The 19,067-nt window shown below is 64.9% G+C and carries 16 protein-coding genes; 4 read left to right on the plus strand and 12 right to left on the minus strand.

The genetic code is table 11. The features are described from left to right. The first annotated feature begins 111 nt into the window (after window positions 1-111). Both ACVIIV_RS02335 and ACVIIV_RS02340 read left to right on the plus strand, forming a co-directional pair. Window positions 112-1,107 (plus strand): glycosyltransferase family 2 protein, encoded by a 996-nt coding sequence (locus tag ACVIIV_RS02335; RefSeq protein WP_456742723.1) that lies wholly within the window; start codon window positions 112-114, stop codon window positions 1,105-1,107. Between the two features lie 8 nt (window positions 1,108-1,115). Next, window positions 1,116-1,799 carry a class I SAM-dependent methyltransferase gene (locus ACVIIV_RS02340; RefSeq protein WP_456742724.1) on the plus strand — a complete coding sequence of 228 codons (684 nt, stop codon included), beginning with the start codon at window positions 1,116-1,118 and terminating at the stop codon, window positions 1,797-1,799. Between the two features lies 1 nt (window position 1,800). Here the strand turns inward: ACVIIV_RS02340 and ACVIIV_RS02345 are convergent, their stop codons facing one another. Beyond that, window positions 1,801-3,246, minus strand: a complete 1,446-nt coding sequence (locus ACVIIV_RS02345) for a hypothetical protein (RefSeq protein WP_456742725.1) — start codon at window positions 3,244-3,246, stop codon at window positions 1,801-1,803. A 298-nt stretch (window positions 3,247-3,544) separates the two neighbouring features. On the opposite strand from ACVIIV_RS02345, the gene ACVIIV_RS02350 reads away from it, so the two are divergent. Further along, window positions 3,545-4,402 (plus strand): alpha/beta fold hydrolase, encoded by an 858-nt coding sequence (locus tag ACVIIV_RS02350; protein ID WP_456742726.1) that lies wholly within the window; start codon window positions 3,545-3,547, stop codon window positions 4,400-4,402. A gap of 362 nt (window positions 4,403-4,764) precedes the next feature. Here the strand turns inward: ACVIIV_RS02350 and ftsH are convergent, their stop codons facing one another. From ftsH to tolQ, 10 genes are all read right to left on the minus strand, one after another. Further along, entirely contained in the window at window positions 4,765-6,690 is a 1,926-nt protein-coding gene (gene ftsH / locus ACVIIV_RS02355) for an ATP-dependent zinc metalloprotease FtsH (protein WP_008546307.1), read from the minus strand. Between the two features lie 277 nt (window positions 6,691-6,967). After that, window positions 6,968-8,026: a tRNA lysidine(34) synthetase TilS gene (gene tilS / locus ACVIIV_RS02360; RefSeq protein ID WP_456742727.1), complete on the minus strand. Its 1,059-nt coding sequence runs from the start codon at window positions 8,024-8,026 to the stop codon at window positions 6,968-6,970. A 64-nt stretch (window positions 8,027-8,090) separates the two neighbouring features. Continuing rightward, window positions 8,091-9,167, minus strand: a complete 1,077-nt coding sequence (gene ybgF, locus ACVIIV_RS02365) for a tol-pal system protein YbgF (protein WP_456742728.1) — start codon at window positions 9,165-9,167, stop codon at window positions 8,091-8,093. A 207-nt stretch (window positions 9,168-9,374) separates the two neighbouring features. Beyond that, window positions 9,375-9,863, minus strand: a complete 489-nt coding sequence (gene pal, locus ACVIIV_RS02370; protein ID WP_018641585.1) for a peptidoglycan-associated lipoprotein Pal — start codon at window positions 9,861-9,863, stop codon at window positions 9,375-9,377. A gap of 243 nt (window positions 9,864-10,106) precedes the next feature. Continuing rightward, entirely contained in the window at window positions 10,107-10,868 is a 762-nt protein-coding gene (locus ACVIIV_RS02375; protein WP_456742729.1) for an N-acyl amino acid synthase FeeM domain-containing protein, read from the minus strand. A gap of 162 nt (window positions 10,869-11,030) precedes the next feature. Continuing rightward, window positions 11,031-13,358, minus strand: coding sequence for a putative bifunctional diguanylate cyclase/phosphodiesterase (locus ACVIIV_RS02380; RefSeq protein WP_456742730.1), 2,328 nt, complete (start codon window positions 13,356-13,358; stop codon window positions 11,031-11,033). A gap of 258 nt (window positions 13,359-13,616) precedes the next feature. Further along, a complete protein-coding gene (gene tolB / locus ACVIIV_RS02385) occupies window positions 13,617-14,981 on the minus strand; it encodes a Tol-Pal system beta propeller repeat protein TolB (RefSeq protein ID WP_456742731.1) in 1,365 nt (454 codons plus the stop codon). A gap of 23 nt (window positions 14,982-15,004) precedes the next feature. Further along, window positions 15,005-15,964, minus strand: coding sequence for a protein TolA (locus ACVIIV_RS02390; protein ID WP_456742732.1), 960 nt, complete (start codon window positions 15,962-15,964; stop codon window positions 15,005-15,007). Window positions 15,965-15,967: 3 nt separating this feature from the next. Further along, window positions 15,968-16,417: a protein TolR gene (gene tolR / locus ACVIIV_RS02395; RefSeq protein ID WP_456742733.1), complete on the minus strand. Its 450-nt coding sequence runs from the start codon at window positions 16,415-16,417 to the stop codon at window positions 15,968-15,970. Between the two features lie 43 nt (window positions 16,418-16,460). Beyond that, on the minus strand, window positions 16,461-17,177 hold the full coding sequence (gene tolQ / locus ACVIIV_RS02400; RefSeq protein WP_028180156.1) for a protein TolQ: 717 nt from the start codon (window positions 17,175-17,177) through the stop codon (window positions 16,461-16,463). Between the two features lie 441 nt (window positions 17,178-17,618). Between tolQ and ACVIIV_RS02405 the strand changes: the two genes are divergently transcribed. After that, window positions 17,619-18,137 carry a DUF2231 domain-containing protein gene (locus ACVIIV_RS02405; protein WP_456742734.1) on the plus strand — a complete coding sequence of 173 codons (519 nt, stop codon included), beginning with the start codon at window positions 17,619-17,621 and terminating at the stop codon, window positions 18,135-18,137. Window positions 18,138-18,152: 15 nt separating this feature from the next. On the opposite strand, the gene ACVIIV_RS02410 is transcribed toward ACVIIV_RS02405, so the two are convergent. Further along, a complete protein-coding gene (locus tag ACVIIV_RS02410; protein ID WP_456748652.1) occupies window positions 18,153-18,908 on the minus strand; it encodes a serine O-acetyltransferase in 756 nt (251 codons plus the stop codon). Window positions 18,909-19,067 lie beyond the last annotated feature (159 nt).

The raw sequence follows: 19,067 nt of genomic DNA on the forward strand, positions 1-19,067 counted from the left end.
CTGCCTCTCCCTGCCATGCCCTCGCCCCTAGACCCTTAACGGTTGCGGCAAGGCGGCCTTAACCACCGGCTCATAGACTTCCGCCCCTGCAACCCAGCCGGAATCCCTCGCATGGCGGCCAATTCCAGATCGATCCGCTACAGCCTCGTCATCCCCGTGTTCAACGAGGAAGCCGTGCTGCCGGTCCTGTTGCGCCGGCTCGACCAGGTCATGTCCAGGCTCGACGGGCCGGCAGAAGCGATCTTCGTCGACGACGGCAGCAGCGATTCCAGCTCGATCGTGCTGCGGGCGCTCGCGGCGCGCGACCCGCGCTTTCGCTACATCGGCCTGTCGCGCAATTTCGGCCATCAGATCGCCATCACCGCCGGCATGGACGCCGCGCAAGGCGATGCCGTCATCGTCATGGACGCCGACCTGCAGGATCCGCCCGAAGTGATCGAGCAATTGATCGCGAAGTGGAAGGAGGGCAACGAAATCGTTCACGCCCGCCGCCTGTCGCGCGAGGGCGAAAGCCGTTTCAAGCGTGCGACCGCGCATCTATTCTACCGGCTCCTTGGCAGGATGTCCTCCGTCGGCATCCCCGCCGATGTCGGCGACTTCCGCCTGATCGATCGCAAGGTGCTCGACGCGCTCAGGCAGATGCCGGAGCAGGATCGCTTCGTACGCGGCATGATCGCCTGGCTCGGCTTCCGGCAGGCCGAGGTCGCCTTCCACCGCCTCGAGCGCGCCGCGGGCGAAACCAAATACCCGCTGTTCAAGATGGTCCGGCTGGCGGTGAACGCCGCGCTCGGCTTTTCCGATCTGCCCTTGCGGCTGGCCATCTGGTGCGGATTGACGGTCTCCGGACTGGCGCTGCTCTACGGCGGCTGGGTGGTCCTGTTATGGCTCAGCAAGGACAGCCATCTCGTGACCGGCTGGTCCTCGACGATCGTCGTCGTGTCGCTGCTGTGTGGAATCAACATGCTGATGACGGGCATCGTGGGTCTCTATGTCGGCCGCATCCATGCCGAGGTGAAACGCCGCCCGCTCTACGTGGTGCAGGCACGGGTCGGCTTCGATCGCGACGAGACATCGGCGACACACGCGATCCACGCCGTCAACGAGTGAACCAGCGCATGACCGAGCTCTTCGACGGTTATCACGACAACTACCGTGATGTGGTCCAATCCTCGATCGACTTCTCAGGTCTGCCGCATGATTTCTTCATGCGCGCAAAGGCCGATCTGCTGCGCGATCTGATCGCGCAGCGGCTGGACACGGAAAGGCCTGAGATGCTGGACGTCGGCTGCGGCGTCGGCAGCCTTCACCCGCTGCTGCATGGCATGGTCGGCGGCTTGAGCGGCATCGACGTCTCATCGGCCAGCCTGGCGCAGGCTCGCGCTCACAACCGCGGGGTCGACTACAGGGAATTTGACGGCCGCAATTTTCCGTTTGCCGACGCCAGCTTCGATCTGGTCACGGCCGTCTGCGTGATGCACCATATCGCGCCGACCGAATGGGCGCAGTTCATCGCCGAGATGCGGCGCGTGACGCGCCCCGGCGGGCTCGTCTGCGTGATCGAGCACAATCCGTACAACCCGCTGACGCGCCTGGCCGTTGCGCGCTGCGAGTTCGACCGGGACGCGGTCCTGCTCGGTGCCGGCACGACCCGGAAGTTGATGGCGGCTAGCGGCCTGCGCGCGATCGGTGCGCGGCATTTCCTGCTGCTGCCCTGGGACACCAAACCGGCGCGGCGTCTCGAAGGCGCTCTGAGAGGCATATGGCTCGGGGGCCAATACGCCGCCTTCGGTACCGCTTGATCTATCTTTGCGGCGTCTCCCGCCGCTTGTGCACGACCGCCACATCGTCGCTGTAGACGCGCTGCCACTGCGGCAGCCGGTCGAGCATTGCGACCGCCGGTGTGCGCGGGGCAAGCACGGTCGCGCCGACGCCGTAGTCGTCGAGCAGCTTGAGAAAGTCTCCAAGGTCGATCAGCGCCAGCGCACGATTGTAGCGGTCGATGAACGGCCCGCCGTAGAGCTCGCCGCGGCCATCGATGAAGGTGGGAATGCCGGCAAAGATCAAATAGCCGCCGAAAGAATAGTCGTTGAGCACGCGGCCCGCTTTGGCGAGGCCGGCTCGGGCGATGGCGGCCTCGGGGGTGATGATGGACGGCGGCCGGATGTCGCGCGCCAGGGCCAATCCGCTCATCGCGGCCAAGACACCGACCGCGGCCAGGTGCAAGCCGCGCGAGGAGCCGTCGGCATCGTGCCCGCTCGGCCCGCCGAACGTCCGGCCCAGCGGGGCCGCCAGATAGAGCGGCGCCAGCATGGCCAGCAGATCCGCATTGCGTATTTGCGCCAGCGCGAAATGGAGCAAGCCGATCACCACCAAGGCCCGCACCACCGGCAGCGTGACGCCGCGCGCGAGCGCAAAGATGCTCCCCAGCAGCAGCAGCTCGAAGCCGCCGATGTGGCTGAAATCCTGCGGCCGCCATTCCGCGATCCAGGCGAGCGCGGAGCCGAGGCCGAGCGTGGTCAGCGGCATCAGCAGGGGTTCCGGCCCGTGCGGCGTCAGGCAGGAAGCCGCCAGAGCAAATGCCGAGAATGGCAGCCACCGCAGCAGCACGCGCGGCCATTCGCTTCGCGGCTCACGCAGCAGCGCCTCGAGCACCGCCGGGCCGATCAGCCCAAGCGCCAGCACCACGCTGCCGTGCAGATTGGCCCACAGCACCAGCAGCGGCAGGGCCCAATATGGCGGAGGCGTGCTGCGATCCATGCAGCGAACCAGCGCAGCCGCCCAGGTCACCAGCAGCGGCAGCACAAGCACGTGCGGCCGCGCCAGCATGTGCGGCGCCAGCAGGACGATTGCTGCGATCACCATGAGCAGGGTGAGGGTTGGCGAAAGCTCGCGCAGCAGGAAGGAGGTGAACAGGCCGAAGGCGAGCGCTATCGCCGCGGCCGCGATCGCGACGACGCCCGGCCAGCCGGCAAGCGCGTAGACGGCAGCATAGATGACCTCGGACAGCCATTCGAAGGTGATCCAGGGCGCGCCATGCTTTGAAAATGAAAAGGGATCGCTCGCCGGCAGGGTGCCATGCGCGATGATCCAGCGACCGACCTCGATGTGAGAAAAGCTGTCGGGATCACCGAGCAGCCGCGGCCCGGCAACCAGCAACACAGCATAGAGGCCGAGCCCCACCGCCCAGGGGAGCGCTGCACGTGCCGAAAACGGGTGAACCGCGCTGTGGACGACCTGATCAGTCATGGCGGGCCAAAGTAGGATGCAAGCGTTAAGTTCTTCTTTAGTGTTTCCCGCATTCGCCCCGGGGCGGGCCGGCGGCTCCAGATTTCTCGAGCGGGTCGAAGCCGTATCGAAACCCGGCTGAACAGGTCCGGCGCGTGCGCAACTGAGAGAGCGCACCCAGCCTTCAAATGCCCATCTCGGTTGGGGTTGTCGCCCGCGCGATCGCAGGCTGCGTTCACTTCTCGGTGCGGACCGTCTTGCGAGCTGACGCGTCCGTTCAGTCATGCGGTATCATCCGATGGCCGACGAGGAAGGTGTCATGCTGCTTCGCAATCTCTTCATCGCACTTCTCATCACGGTCTCGGTCACGACGGCGCACGCAGCGCCGCAATGGCTCAGCCTGCCGCCGACGCCAACCTTGCCCAAGGCGGCACAGAGTGGCTTTGCACCCGTCAACGGCGTCAAGGTCTGGTACGCTGTGTTCGGCCGCGGCCAGCCCGTCCTGTTGCTGCATGGCGGTCTGGCCAACGCCAACTACTGGGGCCACCAGGTCCGCGCGCTGCAACGGCACTATCAGGTCATCGTCATGGAGAGCCGCGGCCATGGCCGCAGCAGCCGCAACCAGGAGCCCTATGGCTACGATCTGATGGCCTCGGACGTGGTCGCCCTGCTCGACCATCTCAAGATCAGGAAGGCGGCGATCGTCGGCTGGAGCGACGGTGCGATCATCGGTCTCGACATCGCCATGAAGCATCCGGAGCGGGTGAGCAGGCTGTTCGCCTTCGCGGCGAACTCGGATCCGTCGGGCGTTGCGGACATCGCCTCGAGCGAGGTCTTCAACGCCTACATCGCGCGGGCGGGCGAAGAGTACAAGCGTCTCTCACCGACGCCGACGCAGTACAAGAGCTTCGTCGACGAGATCACCAAGATGTGGGAGAGCCAGCCGAAATGGACGGCATCAGATCTCGCGGCGATCAAGGTGCCGACCTGGATCGTGGATGGCGATCACGACGAGGCGATCAAGCGCGAGAACACCGAGTTCATGGCCGCGAACATTCCGGGCGCCGGCCTGCTGATCCAGCCAGAGGTCAGCCACTTCTCGTTCCTGCAGGACCCGGAGCAGTTCACCGACGACGTGCTGCGGTTTCTGCGGCGGCGGGATGCGACGCCGAAGTGAGATATCGCAGGGTGGGCAAGCGACAGCGTGCCCACCACTTCTGTTGCGACAGCTGAGAGATGGTGGGCATGGCGCAAGGGCGCCTTTGCCCACCCTACGAAGCCGGTGCCAAACTATTGCGCGAGCTGCATCCACAATGACGCGGACAGATACAGCGATGCTTCCATCACCGTCACCCTGAGGTGGCCGCTTTTTCAGCGGCCCTCGAAGGGCGACGGCCCGGCTGCATCGGGGCCGCTCATCCTTCGAGGCTTCCCGTGCGCCGCTTCGCGTCGCATGGCGCGCACCTCAGGATAACGGAATTACCAACAAAAAACGCGGCGTTTCCGCCGCGTCTTTCGCTTTCATCCGCCGCTTGTCGATTACGCTTGCGGCTGCGGCTCGAGGCCCGGATCCGCATCGGGCCGCGGGCGCGGCGACTTGCCGGCCGGGGGCACGGCGGAAGCGCGCGGCGTAGTGGGCTCAAGCACGGACTCGCGGTTCGGCTTTTTGCCCTTGAGCAGGTCGACGATCTCATCGCCGGTCAGCGTCTCGAACTCCAGCAGACCCTTGGCGAGCGCCTCGAGATCGGCGTGCTTTTCGGTGAGGATGCGGGTCGCTTCCTTGTAGCCTTCCTCGACTAGGCGCTTGATCTCGGAGTCGATCTTCTGGACCGTCGCCTCGGAGGCGTTCTGCGTTCGCGACACCGACATGCCTAAGAACACCTCGTCCTGGTTCTCGCCGTAGGAGACGGTGCCGAGCTCTTCCGACAGGCCCCAGCGCGTCACCATCATGCGGGCGAGGCGCGTGGCCTGCTCGATGTCGGAAGCGGCGCCCGAGGTCACCTTCTCGCGGCCGAAGATCAGCTCTTCGGCGACGCGGCCGCCCATCATGATGGCAAGGCGCGAGGTCATCTGCTCCAGCGACATCGACAGCTTGTCGCGCTCCGGGAGCTGCATGACCATGCCGAGCGCACGGCCGCGCGGGATGATGGTCGCCTTGTGGATCGGATCGGTCGCGGGCACGTTGAGGCCGACGATGGCGTGGCCGCCCTCGTGATAGGCCGTCAAGAGCTTCTCTTCCTCGGTCATGACGAGCGACTTGCGCTCGGCGCCCATCATCACCTTGTCCTTGGCCTCCTCGAACTCGGCCTGAGTCACCATCCGCTTGTTGCGGCGGGCGGCGGTGAGCGCGGCCTCGTTGACGAGGTTCATCAGGTCGGCGCCGGAGAAGCCCGGCGTGCCGCGCGCGATGGTCTTGAGATTGATATCGGGCGCCAGCGGAACTTTACGGACATGCACCTTGAGGATCTGCTCGCGGCCAACAACATCGGGATTGGGCACCACGACCTGACGGTCGAAGCGGCCCGGACGCAGCAGCGCGGGATCGAGCACATCAGGGCGGTTGGTCGCGGCGATCAGGATCACGCCCTCGTTGGCCTCAAAGCCGTCCATCTCGACCAGCAACTGGTTCAGCGTCTGCTCGCGCTCGTCATTGCCGCCGCCGAGACCGGCGCCACGGTGCCGACCGACGGCGTCGATTTCGTCGATGAAGATGATGCAGGGCGCGTTCTTCTTGGCCTGCTCGAACATGTCGCGGACGCGGCTCGCGCCGACGCCGACGAACATCTCGACGAAGTCAGAACCCGAAATGGTGAAGAACGGCACGTTGGCTTCGCCGGCGACCGCACGCGCGATCAAAGTCTTACCGGTGCCGGGAGGGCCGACCAGCAGCACGCCGCGCGGAATGCGGCCGCCGAGGCGCTGGAACTTGCCGGGATCGCGCAGGAACTCGACGATCTCCTGCAGGTCCTGCTTGGCTTCGTCGACGCCGGCGACGTCCTCGAAGGTGACGCGGCCGTGCGCTTCGGTCAGCATCTTGGCGCGCGACTTGCCGAAGCCCATCGCCTTGCCGGCGCCGCCCTGCATCTGCCGGGACAGGAAGATCCAGACGCCGATCAGCGCGATGAAGGGCAGCCAGGAGACCAGCAGCGAGACGAACCAGGGCACGTTGTCGCCCGGCGGCTTCGCAGTGATCTGCACCTTGCTGTCATAGAGCCGCTTCACCAGCGTCGGATCGTTCGGCGCGTATGTCTGGAAGCTCGAGCCGTTGGTGAAGGTGCCGTGGATGTCCGGCCCCTGGATTACGACGTCGCGCACATTGCCGCGATCAACTTCGCTCAGGAGCTGCGAGAAGGCGATGTCCTGCGAGGAGGCCCGCTGACCCGGGTTCTGAAAGAGCGTGAACAACGCCAATAGCAGCAAAACAATGATGACCCAGAGGGCGAAATTGCGCAGATTGGCGTTCATCGATCTTCCTTCGTGGTCGCGCGGATCGCGACCTTGATCCTTGGGCAGTGGCTTTGGTCAATGCGAGGAAATCCCAAGGAATCCTCATCGTTAGACGCATACAATTTAGGTGCCGCCCCGGTCGCTGCCAAGGGAACGAGATGGGACTATTTATCCCATCTTAGAGCGATTCCCGCTGAAATAATGGCGCCCGAGGCGGGGTTTTTCCGGCCTGGTTAAGGTGGCCTGACGGCGCGGAGGCGAAACGGCCGGTGCCATGATCCGCTCTCATTCGTGCTCATTTCCCGGTGCGCCGCCGGACCGGAGCCGGCGCGATCTGGATACGCCCACCGGCAAGGCTGATCAAGGCTCCCGCGAGGGTCTGCTTCAGGACCGGCCGGCCGGTGGCGCGGGCATCGAGACTTGCGGCAATGGCCTCGTCCAGTGCGGACAGCAGGGTTTCCACCTTGCCGAGTTCCGCCGGCCCTTCATGTCCGAGCGCGTTGATGGCCCGCAGCAGGAGCCGCAGCCGGACCTCCTCCGGCAGGGCGGCAAAGGCCGAGGCCTCGAAGCTTCGGACGCCCGCCTGTGGCGCATCGCCGCGATCGCGCAAACGGAGGAAGCGCTCGGCGCCGTCGGCCAGCACCTCGACCGCCGCATTGGCCCGCGCCAGCCTTGCCGCGAGCCGCGCCAGATTGCGGGTGTCGCCGCCCTCGGCCGCGAGAAGCGGCAGCAGCGCGCGCAGCCGCGGCCGGGTGAAGGCGGTGTCCCGGTTGGTGGGGTCCTCGGCAAAACCGACCTTCGCCCGCTTCAAGGTCGCGATCAGCTGCGATTTCGGGACATCGAGCAGCGGACGCGCCAGCACGATTCCGTCGCGCGCGCTGAAGGGAGCCATGGCCGACAGCCCGGCAAGTCCGCTGCCGCGGAAGAGGCGCATCAACAGGGTTTCGGCCTGGTCGTCGCGGGTGTGGGCAGTCAGCACATGGCTTGCACCGGCGGCACGCGCGGCCTTCGCGAGCAGGCGGTAACGGGCCTCGCGTGCAGCGGCAGGCAGCCCCGACTTCGGCTTTGCGCCGCGCCAGCGCAGGGTCCGGTGCGGCAATCCGAGCTCGGTGGCAAGCCGCTTGACCTCGCGCGCCTCGCGGGCGGCTTCCGGGCGCAGACCGTGGTCGACCGTGACGACGGTGAGAAGCGGGCCGCGCGCAAGGCTGCGCTGCCAGCGTGCCGCAAGCCACATCAGCGCGACCGAGTCGGGCCCGCCGGAGACCGCAAGCACCAGCGCCGGCGCAGCCTTCAGGCCGGCGAAGAGCCGCCTCGCCTCGCGCGCCGAGATCGGTGAATTGTCGTCGTCTGACATGACGCTGCAATCGTCCGCTGATGGATCGACTGTTTAGCGCAACGCCATCCGCTTTGTCAGCGGATCAGCACTTCACCCGCTTCTGCTCGCGATCGACCGCCGCTTTGACGCCGGCGGAGGCGCGCGGATATTTGCGGCCAATCTCGCCGAAGGCGGCGCAGGCGGCCTCCTTCTCCTTCAGCGCGGCGAGCGACTGGCCGAGCCGCAGCAGCGCGTCGGGGGCCTTGGCCGATTTTTCGTATTTGGTGGTGACGGCGAGGAAGGCTTCCGCGGAATCGCGATATTGCTGGCGCTGGAAGTAGCTCTCGCCGAGCCAGTATTGCGCGTCTCCGAGCAGCGGGTCGTTCGGATATTTCTGCGCGAAATTCTTCATGGTCTGCTCGGCCAGTGCATAGTCCTTGCGCTGCATGTAGCCGATGCCGAGATCGAACTCGTCGCGCGGCGTCGCCGAGGGCGGCAGCGTCGCCAGGCCGGCGCCGCCCGATGGCGCGGGATAGCCGGATTGGGCCGGTGGATAGCCGGGCTGCGCGGCTGGCGGCACACCTTGCTGGTAGCGCGGGCTGGTGTTGGCGAGATCGAGCGGCTCGCCCGCGTTACGGCCGCCGGGTGCCCCGCTCGGAGCTCCTGCCGGCATCGGCTGCTGGCCGCCGCCGAGCGCGCGCGGTGCGCCCGGCGCGTTCGGGTTCTGGTTCGGATCGAAGGCATCGCCACGGCGGCGCGTGCCGGGTGCGCCGGGCGCCGGCTGCTCCTGAACGATCGGCGCGGGAGCGGCGATCTGCGGCTGCTCGTAACTCGGCTGCACGGCCTGCTGTTGCGGCGGCGGCTGGCGATAGCCGGGCGCGATCTGACTTGGTGCGATCTGCGCAGGCGGCATCGCCGCGACGTTGGGCGCCTGTCCGGGCGCGCCTTGCGCGCCGCCCTCGAGCGCCCGCAGCCGCTCTTCCAGCTGGCGGTTACGGTATTGCAGCTCCTCGTTCTGGCCGGTGAGCTGGCGCAGCTGGTTCTCCAGCCGCTCGATCCGCATCTCCGGGTCGGCATCATCCGACTGCGCGAACACCGATTGCGCAAGTGCGGGCGAGCAGAAAGAGAGCAGCGCGGCAATCGCCACGGTGCCGGTAAAGACCTTAGATCTGGATGACATCTTGCCCTGACGACAAAAGCGAAATGGCCTGCGACGGAACATTCGACGCGCCACACATTGAAGTGGAGTACGCCAAAAATGTGACTGGTACCAAGGGGTTTTAAGTCACAGAATGCTGAAACGAAACCGGCGCCCGAGAGGGCGCCGGCATCATCCAATTCCGAAGCTGAACGGCGCCTGACTGATGGTCAGGGACCTGACTGATCGTCAGGAGCTCGCGTTCAAGACAGTGACGGCGCGGCGGTTCTGCGACCAGCAGGAGATGTCGTTACAGACTGCCACCGGCCGCTCCTTGCCGTAGGAGATCGTGCGCATGCGGTTCGGATCGATGCCGCGCGAGGCGAGGAACGAGCGCACCGACTGGGCTCTCCGGGCGCCGAGGGCGATGTTGTATTCGCGGGTGCCGCGCTCGTCGGCATGACCTTCGATGGTGAAGGAGTAGCGCGGATAGGTCTGGAGCCACTGCGCCTGCTTCTCCAGCGTCACGATCGCCTGCGGGGTCAGATCGGTCTGGTCGCTTTCGAAAAACACGCGGTCGCCCACGTTGACGACGAAATCCTGCTGGCTGCCGGGCGTCGCCGCATTGGCCATCGCATCCGTCGCGGCATTCTTGTTGGCGCAGGCGCCCATCGACAGCGCGACGGCGAGCACCGCGGCCAGCTTCAATCCCTGGAGGATACGCATAGGATGTTTCATTCCGGAGCCTCCACGCTCACGTTAGTCCACTGCTGTCCGGTCTACAGGGGGTTGGTTAAGCGAACGTTCCGTCAACCTTGACGGAACCTTGCCACAGCCGGTCAAATGCCCCCAACCAGCGAAAAGCAACCGGCATGGTTAATGGGTTGTAAATGTGGCGCGAGGGTGAAGGCAAGCTGTGTCAGCCGGCAAAAGCGCCGGCACTTGCTGGAATTTTGGGCCGAATCGAGTTGGCTCGCCCGACTAGACGGAACCGAGCGCCGGAGCCGCCACATCCAGGTTCCGCGACGTGGTCAGCAGCACCGGCCGCGTGGCAGCCTGGCGCGGGGCGCTGCGTTCAAACAGCATGCGCCGCTCAAACGCGCTGGAGCGCATGATCGGAAACCGTGCCAGAACCTTGTCCCGCTGCCGCCGGACGTCGGTCGCCATCAGGACCGCCTTCTTGGTGGGCCACCCCGGAAAACCCCGCGGCTCCGGTGAGATGGTCTCGTGCAGGAAGATGCGGCGGTAAAACGCCTGATGATCGGTCCGGATCATGGCAAGCCCGGTGTCGGCATTGAAATGATCGCACGCGACAAAGGCCAGGCGCACCGTCAGGTAGGGCAGTTCGGGAAAGCGGTGGTGCTTGTCGGGATCTGCAACAAGCCGACACGGATCGACAAAGACCTCGCCGCGATCGAGGCGGGGATGCAGGATGTCACCGAACACTTCGGTGGTATAGGACATCCGCCATTCCGACGTCAGAAGATGGATGCGGACGGAGCTGCAAAGCTCTCCATCAACATAGATCCCGAAATTCCAGGTGTTGGGCGTTTCGTCGAAGCGATCGCTGACGCGCAGTGAAGCTGACGGCTCGATCAGACCGGCCTGCAGATAGGCGCGGTAGCGCATCAAATACAGATTGTCCTTGTCCTCGGGGGTCTCGATGAGCCGGTAATCGATGCGGTCAAACAGCGCTGCGCCTCGGGGAAGGAGCGCCGGGGTCGGTTCGGCTCCGGACTTCATCTGCTACCTCTAAACTCCAAGCAACTTCCGCGAGTAGCAGGAGATTAATGGTTCCTTAACGAAATTGCAAAGCCTTAGAACTGTTAGGGTTAACCTTTGCGGCTCCGCAAGATTACGGAGCAAGCGGGAGCCGATTGCGATGAAGGAGCTGCCGGGAAAGGATCAGGCCGATCGCGATGACACGACGGCGAGCTGGTCGTCCGGCATGCGACGGCCGTGCGAGGCGTTGAGCAATTGGCGGATCCGCACCGCCGGAACGGGCCGGCTGAACAGGTAACCCTGCCCTTCGGTCACGGTGCCGTCGGCGCTGATCAGCTCCAGCTGCTCGTTGGTCTCGATACCTTCGACCACGACGGCCATGCCGAGGTCGGCGGACAGCCGCGCGACGCCGCGCAGCAGCGTCAACGGCCGGTCGGTATCGATGCCTTCAAGGAAGGAGCGATCGATCTTCACTTTCTGCATCGGGAAGTTATGCAGGTAGCTGAGGCTGGAATAGCCGGTGCCGAAATCGTCGAGCGAGATGCGCACGCCGAGCGCGTGCAGTTGCGACAGGATGTCGTGGGTGAGCTGGGTGTTGCGCAGCAGCGAGGACTCGGTGATCTCGATTTCCAGTCGATACGCCGGCAAGCCCGACACTTCGAGTGCGTAGCGGATTTCGCTCAAGACATCGCGCTGGTGGAATTGCTGCGGCGAGAAGTTGACGGCGACGCTGACACCCTCCGGCCACTTCATGCATTCCATGCAGGCACGGCGCAGGATCCAGCGGCCGAGATCGACGATCAGGCCCATGTCCTCGGCGACCGGGATGATATCGATCGGCGAAACGGTGCCGCGCACCGGATGATTCCAGCGCAGCAGCGCCTCACAGGTGGTGATCTTGCCGGACTTCAGATTGACCAGCGGCTGGAAGAACAGCTCGAATTCCTCGTTGGCGAGCGCCTTGCGCAGGTCGAGCTCGAGGATGCGCCGCGCCTCGACGGTCGCCGCCATCTCGTCGCGGAAGAAGCAGAAGGTGCCGCGGCCGTCGGCCTTGGCGCGGTACAGCGCCATGTCGGCGTTCTTGAGCAGCGTATCGGCGCTGGTGCCGTCCGGCGAGGTCAGGGCGATGCCGACGCTGGCGCCGATCTCGACCAGATGATTGTCGATGCGATAACGCTCGCTCAACCGCTCGACGATGCGGCGGGCGAGCGCTGCGGCGTCCTCGGGCGCGGTGAGGTTCTGCTGGAACACGACGAACTCGTCGCCGCCGAACCGGGCGACGAAATCCTCGGGGCGCAGCATCTCGCGCAGGCGGTTGGCGACGGCGCACAGGAGCTGGTCGCCGCAGGGATGGCCCAGCGTATCGTTGACCTGCTTGAACTGGTCGAGGTCGATGAAGAGCAGCGCGGAGAGCTGCGCCGCGTCGTGCGAGACAGCCAGCAGGTGCTCGATCTCGTCGCGGAAATTGACCCTGTTCGGCAGTGCCGTGAGGTCGTCATATCGCGCAAGATGGCTGATCTTGGCTTCGGCGTTGCGCCGCTCCGTAATATCCTCGAGCAGCACCACCGCTCCTCCGTCCGCCATCGGCTGGACGGTCCAGGACAGCGACCGATTTCGCTCGATGTTCGTATCGGCGGTGATGATCTCCTTCTCCCGCGAACTCTCGATGCCAGCGATGATCTGCTCGCCGTTCGCAGCGGAGACGGATCCGGCTTTGACACACGCCGCGACGATGTCGCGCGCGCTGGTGCCGCTCTGCGGCAGATTGTCGGGCAGGCTCATCATCGCCGCGAAACGGTGATTCATCACCGCAAGCTGCCCATCGCGGTGGAACATGCAAAGCCCGTGCGGCATGTTGTTGAGGGCGGTATCGAACTGGCCTGCGAGCGCCGCTTCGCGTTCACGCGCCACCACCGCGCCCATGAATATCCGGTGCAGGTTGACCGAAAGCTGCATGATCGCCAACAGGAAGGCAGCGCTCACAACCGCCATCGCGATATAGTAAGGCGTGCCGCGCCACGCCAACGCCAACACCGCCGGGGCGAAAATGAGCACGGCCTGGAGGTGGAAGATCGACGGCCGTCCGTACGCCCTTCCCGCCCCCCCTGCGGCGATGCCTGTGGTGACCGACAGCGCGATCATGTGCGCGACCGCGTCGTCGGTGGCGAGCAGGGTCGTGCCGCACCAGGTGCCAATCGCAGCAGCCTGAATCTTCGCCCCGATCTGATACCGCGTCTGCCAGCGTTTGGCCGCCTCGGCGGTCACGCTCGAATTGCGTGCCTGATAGCGACGCAAATCGATCGCCCGCACCGTCCCGGCCAGGACGAGAAGCGCCACACACGCCCAAATGAGGGGTTCGCCCGTCTTCAGCGCGGTCAGCGCAGCACCGATCGACACGAAGATGAGACCGGCAAGCAGCGGCCCCGGCGCTTCAAAGAGCGAATCGATCTGCGCTGCCGGGTTGACCGGCGGCGGCTGCCCGTGCTCTCCGCTCTGGCTTGCGAACTGCATTTTGGTTTGTACGCGCGTCCTGTTTGGGCGCGTAGTCTTACCCAGCCGAGATGAAGCTTTTCTGAGGGAACATCGTTAAAGTCGGGTTGTTTTTCGGCAATAGCGAAGCGATTTCCGCTTACATATCAAGCAGGTAGGCAAGCCTTGCCGGGCACAAGGTGAAGAAAGTCTTGCCCTTCGCAGCGAACGCGAAAAAATCGGCGCGCTTTTTCGAAAACATCGCGCGTCTGAACACGCGATGTTTCAACTGCGATCTTGTCAGCCCGAAGTCGAGGACAAGAGCGGCGACCATGCGGGGTCCGAGGCAAAGCCCGGCGTCGGCACCTTCAGCTCGTTGCGGCCGGAGATGTCGACCGAGTACAGCGACGGTCCGCCATTGCCGCCGGGGTCGCGGAAGAACATCAGCACGCGGCCGTTCGGCGAGAAGGTCGGCCCCTCGTTGTGGAAGCCGGAGGTGAGCAACCGCTCGCCGGAGCCGTCCGGCTTCATGACGCCGATCGCGAACTGTCCGCCGCCCTGCCTGGTGAAGGCGATGTAGTCGCCCTTCGGCGACCACACCGGCGTGGAATAGCTGGCGTTGGTGTCGTCCTTGGAGAACGAGATCCGCTGCGCCTGCCCTCCGCCTGCCGCCATCACGTAGATCTGCGACCTGCCGCCGCGATCGGACTCGAAGCAGATGCGGGTGCCGTCCGGCGAGTAAGACGGAGACGTGTCGATCGCCGGCGTGTCGGTGAGGCGCGTGGTCGAGCGCGACCGCAGATCCATCACGAACAGGTTGGAATTGCCGCCCTGCTGCAGGCTCATGATGACGCGCTGGCCGTCCGGCGAGAAGCGCGGTGCGAAGGTCATGCCGGGGAAGTTGCCGACGATCTCGCGCTGGCCGGTCTCGATGTTGAAGAGATAGACCTTCGGATCGCCCTGGCCGAACTCCATGTAGGTGATCTCTTGCGAGTTCGGCGAGAAGCGCGGCGTCAGCACGAGATCGGAGCCGCGGGTCAGGTAACGCACATTGGCGCCGTCCTGGTCCATCATCGCGAGCCGCTTGACGCGGCGCTCCTTCGGCCCGGTCTCGTCCACGAACACGACGCGGCTGTCGAAATAGCCCTTCTCGCCGGTCATCCGCTCGTAGATCTGGTCGGAGATGATGTGGGCGATGCGGCGCCAATATTCCGGCGAGGTGAAATATTGCTGGCCGGCAAGCTGCTGGCCGGAGATCACATCCCACAGACGGAATTCGGCCTTCAGCCGGCCATCGGGCTGGCGCGTCATGCGGCCGGTGACGAGGGCCTGCGCGTTGAGCGTCTTCCAGTTCTGGAATTGCGGCGCGACGTCGATGTTGCTGATGCGCTCGATGAAGGCGGCCTGGTCGATCGGGGCAAACAGCCCCGAGCGCTTGAGATTGTTTGTGATGACTTGCGTGACACCGTTGCCGACGTCGCCGTCGGAGGGCGAGCCCGGCACGAAATTGGTGATCGCGATCGGGATCGGCTGGAATGCCGTGGGATCGATGCGGAGGCGGCCGTCCTGCCCTTGAGCGAAGGCGCGTCCACTCCCAAGCAGCGCAAGCGTCGATCCGGTCAGGGTCATGAAGCGGCGGCGGTTCATCGAGCTCACGTCATTCATCGCAAAATTCTTTTGTTCGGATGTCACAACATATCTTTCAGGCCGAAAGTCATCGGAATGAGCTTCCAGCTTTCGTACTGCTGCTTCGGCATGAACGAATAGACCTGGCACTGCACGATGGCGCGCTTGGCGCTCTCGGCAATGGCCTGAGCAATCGAGCGCGACGGTCCCCGCACCGCGACGACGATCGGCTCGGCGGCTAGCGATCCGTCGATCTTCATGGGAATGTCGATGTCGGCTTCGTACTGGTCGGCGTCCTGCCCGTTATAGGTCGGCGTGAAGCAGCGCTTGACCGCGCCCTGGAATGCACCGCGCCAGGTCGCAACGTTGTTGGCGGCAGTCCCGGTCGCCGCTCCCAGCGAAGCCGATGCATTCAGCGCCGAGCCGGCGAGCTCGTGCCGGGTCGCGGCGCGCTTGTCGAGATCGCGCTGAATCTGCGCGGGGTCGAAGGTGCGCTCCTTCGGCTTCGGCTGCTGCTGCGGCTGTACCGCCGCGACCTTCTGCTCCACGGGCTTGGGCGGGGGCTTCTTGGTCTCCAGCTTCTTCTGCAGCTCGGCGATCGGATCTTCCTTGGCCGGGTCAGGCTTCTTTTCCTGCGGCTTCGGCTCTTCCTTCGGCTTGGCCTCGGCGACGGGCTTCGGCGGCTCAGGCTTCTTCTCGACCGGCTTCTCGACGGGTTTCGGCGGCGGCTCTGGCTGCGAATTGGTCTTGATCAGCTCTTTCTTCTCGGTGACCTTGCCGACGGCGTCTTCCTCGGGCTTCGCTTCCGCGATCTTCTCGACCTTGGGCTTCGGCTTGTCCTTCTCGCCGGTCTTCTGCCCGGCCATCATCTTGGCAAGCTGATCGGTGGAGATGATGTCGACCGGAAGCGACTCCTCCGGCGCGACGTAGGCCTTGCTGCTGAAGGTGACGAGCCCCCATCCCAGCACGAGGACGTGGACGGCAATCGACGCAACGAGTGTCTTGTCGACGTTCACCTTCACCGCTTACCCCTGATCCGCTTCCGTGACGAGGGCCAGCTTCTTGAATCCGGCGCCGGACAACAGGCCCATGACCTTGGCAACGGTGCCGTAATCGGCCTTCTTGTCGGCGCGCAGGTAGATGCGTTCATCGAGCCCGCCGCGCGCGTCCGTGATCGCCTTGAGCTTCGGCACCAGCTCGTTCAGCGCGATCTCGGCATCGTTGATGAACACCTTGCCCTTGATGTCGACCGACATCTGGATCGGCTTCTGGTCGTTGTTTTCGAGGCTCTTGGCCTGGGTCTGGGGCAGGTCGAGCGGCACGCCGACGGTCAACATCGGTGCCGACACCATGAAGATGATGAGCAGCACCAGCATGACGTCGACCATCGGCGTGACGTTGATTTCGGCCACGACCGGCTTGCGCCGGCCGCGGCGCCCGCCGCCGCCGGACGAACTTGCAACGTTCATCGCCATGATCGCGTGCCCAAATTGCCCTTCACACTATACATGCCGTCCGTCAGCCCCGCTCGTCGATCTGACGAGACAAAATGGCTGAAAATTCATCGGCGAAGCCCTCCAGCCGCTGGGCCTGACGGTTCACCTCGGAGGTGAACTTATTGTAGAAAATAGTGGCAGGAATGGCGGCGATAAGGCCGACGGCGGTCGCAAACAGCGCCTCCGCGATACCGGGGGCCACAACCGCCAGGGAGGTATTTTTCGACGCCGCGATCGACTGGAAGCTCGACATGATGCCCCAGACCGTGCCGAACAGGCCGACGAAGGGGCCGGCGGAGCCGACCGTCGCCAGCACCAGCAGACGCCGTTCCAGCCGCTCGACCTCGCGCGCGATCGAGACGTTCATCACCTTGTCGATGCGCATCTGCAGGCCCGCGACCGAGCGGGCGTGGCTCTCGAACGAGCGCTTCCACTCGCGCATCGCCGCCACAAAGCAGGCCGCCATGGAATGCGTCGGCTTGGCCGAGAGCGTGCGATAGAGCTCCTCGATCGACTCGCCGGACCAGAACGCCTGCTCAAACCGATCCATCGAGCGCCGGGTGCGCGCGTAAAGAAAGATCTTGTCGATGGCGATCGCCCAGACCCAGACCGAGCAGGACAGAAGTCCCAGCATCACCGCTTTCACGATCCAGTGAGCCTGCCAGAACAGCGCAATCAGCGACACGTCGGCGGAGGCAGCAACCGGAAGGGCTGACTGAGCCACGTCGGCCGGATTCATAAGCAGTATCCTCTCAAGGCGATCGTTACCTAATGTCCTTCGGCCAGCAAATCGCTGCCGGTGTTCCCCAACAGCCGCGCTAGAAACTGGCGCGGCCGGCAAGCCCGCTCAAAGCCTTGTCTTTCTGGGGTGCAGGGCTCGTCCAAAGCCGGCCGCCTGCATTCCCCGCCAAGATGTCAAAACTAAGGGGCCTTGACCCCAGGCCTTGACTTCGGGCTCGGGCACGCCTGTCCACACTTACCAGAGCCCGCCGATGGTTAATGCGGGGTTACTGGCGGCGAGTTTGGCTGCGGGAAAGGTAGGCAGTGCAGGGGGATCGCCGCCGAGACAGACATGGTCCGGAGTCCCGGACGCGAGTTCCGCGTGCACTCTTCCCCAACCGGAGGAACCAGCCCTCGCGCCAAAAATTGTCCGGAAAATCACTTTCAGCGAGGCCTTGCCATGACCATCAACCCAAAGACGACTGCAGCCATCGGCGATCACCCGCTCCACCCCATGCTCATCCCGTTCCCCGTCGCGTTCCTGGTCGGCGCGCCCATCGTCGATCTGGCCTTCATCGGAACCGGTGACGCCTTCTGGGCACGCGCCGCGATGTGGCTGATCGGCGCCGGCATCGCCATGGCGCTGCTTGCCGCCGCAGCCGGCTTCACGGACTTCTTGAGCGAGCCGCGCATCCGCCGTCTCAACGATGCCTGGTACCACATGGTCGGCAATCTCACGGCGGTCATACTGGCGCTGGTCAATTTCTATCTTCGCTACGCGCAGGGTGCAGAGGCTGCGATCAAGCCGTGGGGCGTGGTGCTCTCCCTAATCGTGGTCGGCATTCTCCTGTTCACGGGATGGAAGGGCTGGGAGATGGTCTACCGGCATCACGTCGCCGTGCTGGATGCACCGGGCCAGACCAGCTCGGAGCCGGTCACGCCGCATCATGGCGGCGAAAGCCACCGCCGCGCCGCCTAACGATGTGACGGTACGTCAAGCCGCGGAGGCAGGCTCCGGGCAATTGGTCAATCGCGCAGGATTGCCGATTGCGGTGCAGCCCCCCGGCACGTCGCCGGTCACGATCGTGCCGGCGCCGACCTTGGCGAAATCGCCGATGCTGATGTCGCCGAGGATGCTTGCGCCCGCGCCGATGTAGACGCCGCGACCAATGCGCGGCGAGCGCGCCGGCAGCTCACTGCTGCGGCCGATGCTGACGTTCTGGAGGATGGTGACGTCGTCACCGATAACGACGTTGGCGCCGATCACGATGCCGGTGGCATGATCGAGATACGCGGCGGACCCGATGCAGGCTGTTGGATGAATGCTGACCTGGAGCACGTTCGACGCCTCGTTCTGAAACAGCAGCGCCGCGTCGCGATGGCCATGACCCCAGAGCCAGTTTGAGACGCGCCAGGCTTGCAGCGCCGCATACCCCTTGAAATGCAGCATCGGCGGCAACAGGCCGGCGACGGCCGGATCGCGAAGCACGATGGCTTGCAGGTCGCGGCTTGCCGCCTCGACCAGATCCGGCTCGCCGTGCAAGGTCTCGTTGGCGAATGCCGTGAAGCGCGCGCGCGTGGCGGCGCTGCCGCCAAGCCGTCGCCCGATCAGATCGGACAAGGCGGCGCCAAGATCGTCGTGGGCGAGAATTGCGTCTGCAAGGACCCTGCCGAAGATGGGATCTGCGGCGCCTGCGTGTTGCGCCTCGGCGCGCATCTGCCGCCAGAGGTCGCCGCTCGTCACCGTCATGGCTCCCGTCACCGTCGCCTCCGAATGCTTCCTTCTCAGGTGACAAATCTAGGCCGTCGGCCACCTGTGCGCCAAGCCGGCCAGTGGCTCAGCGCCGCAGCGGCTCCGTGAGACTACGTGCTTGCATACCAGGCATTCAGAACCATATGTTCAGCCATC

The organism is Bradyrhizobium sp. USDA 4354 (assembly GCF_054060315.1).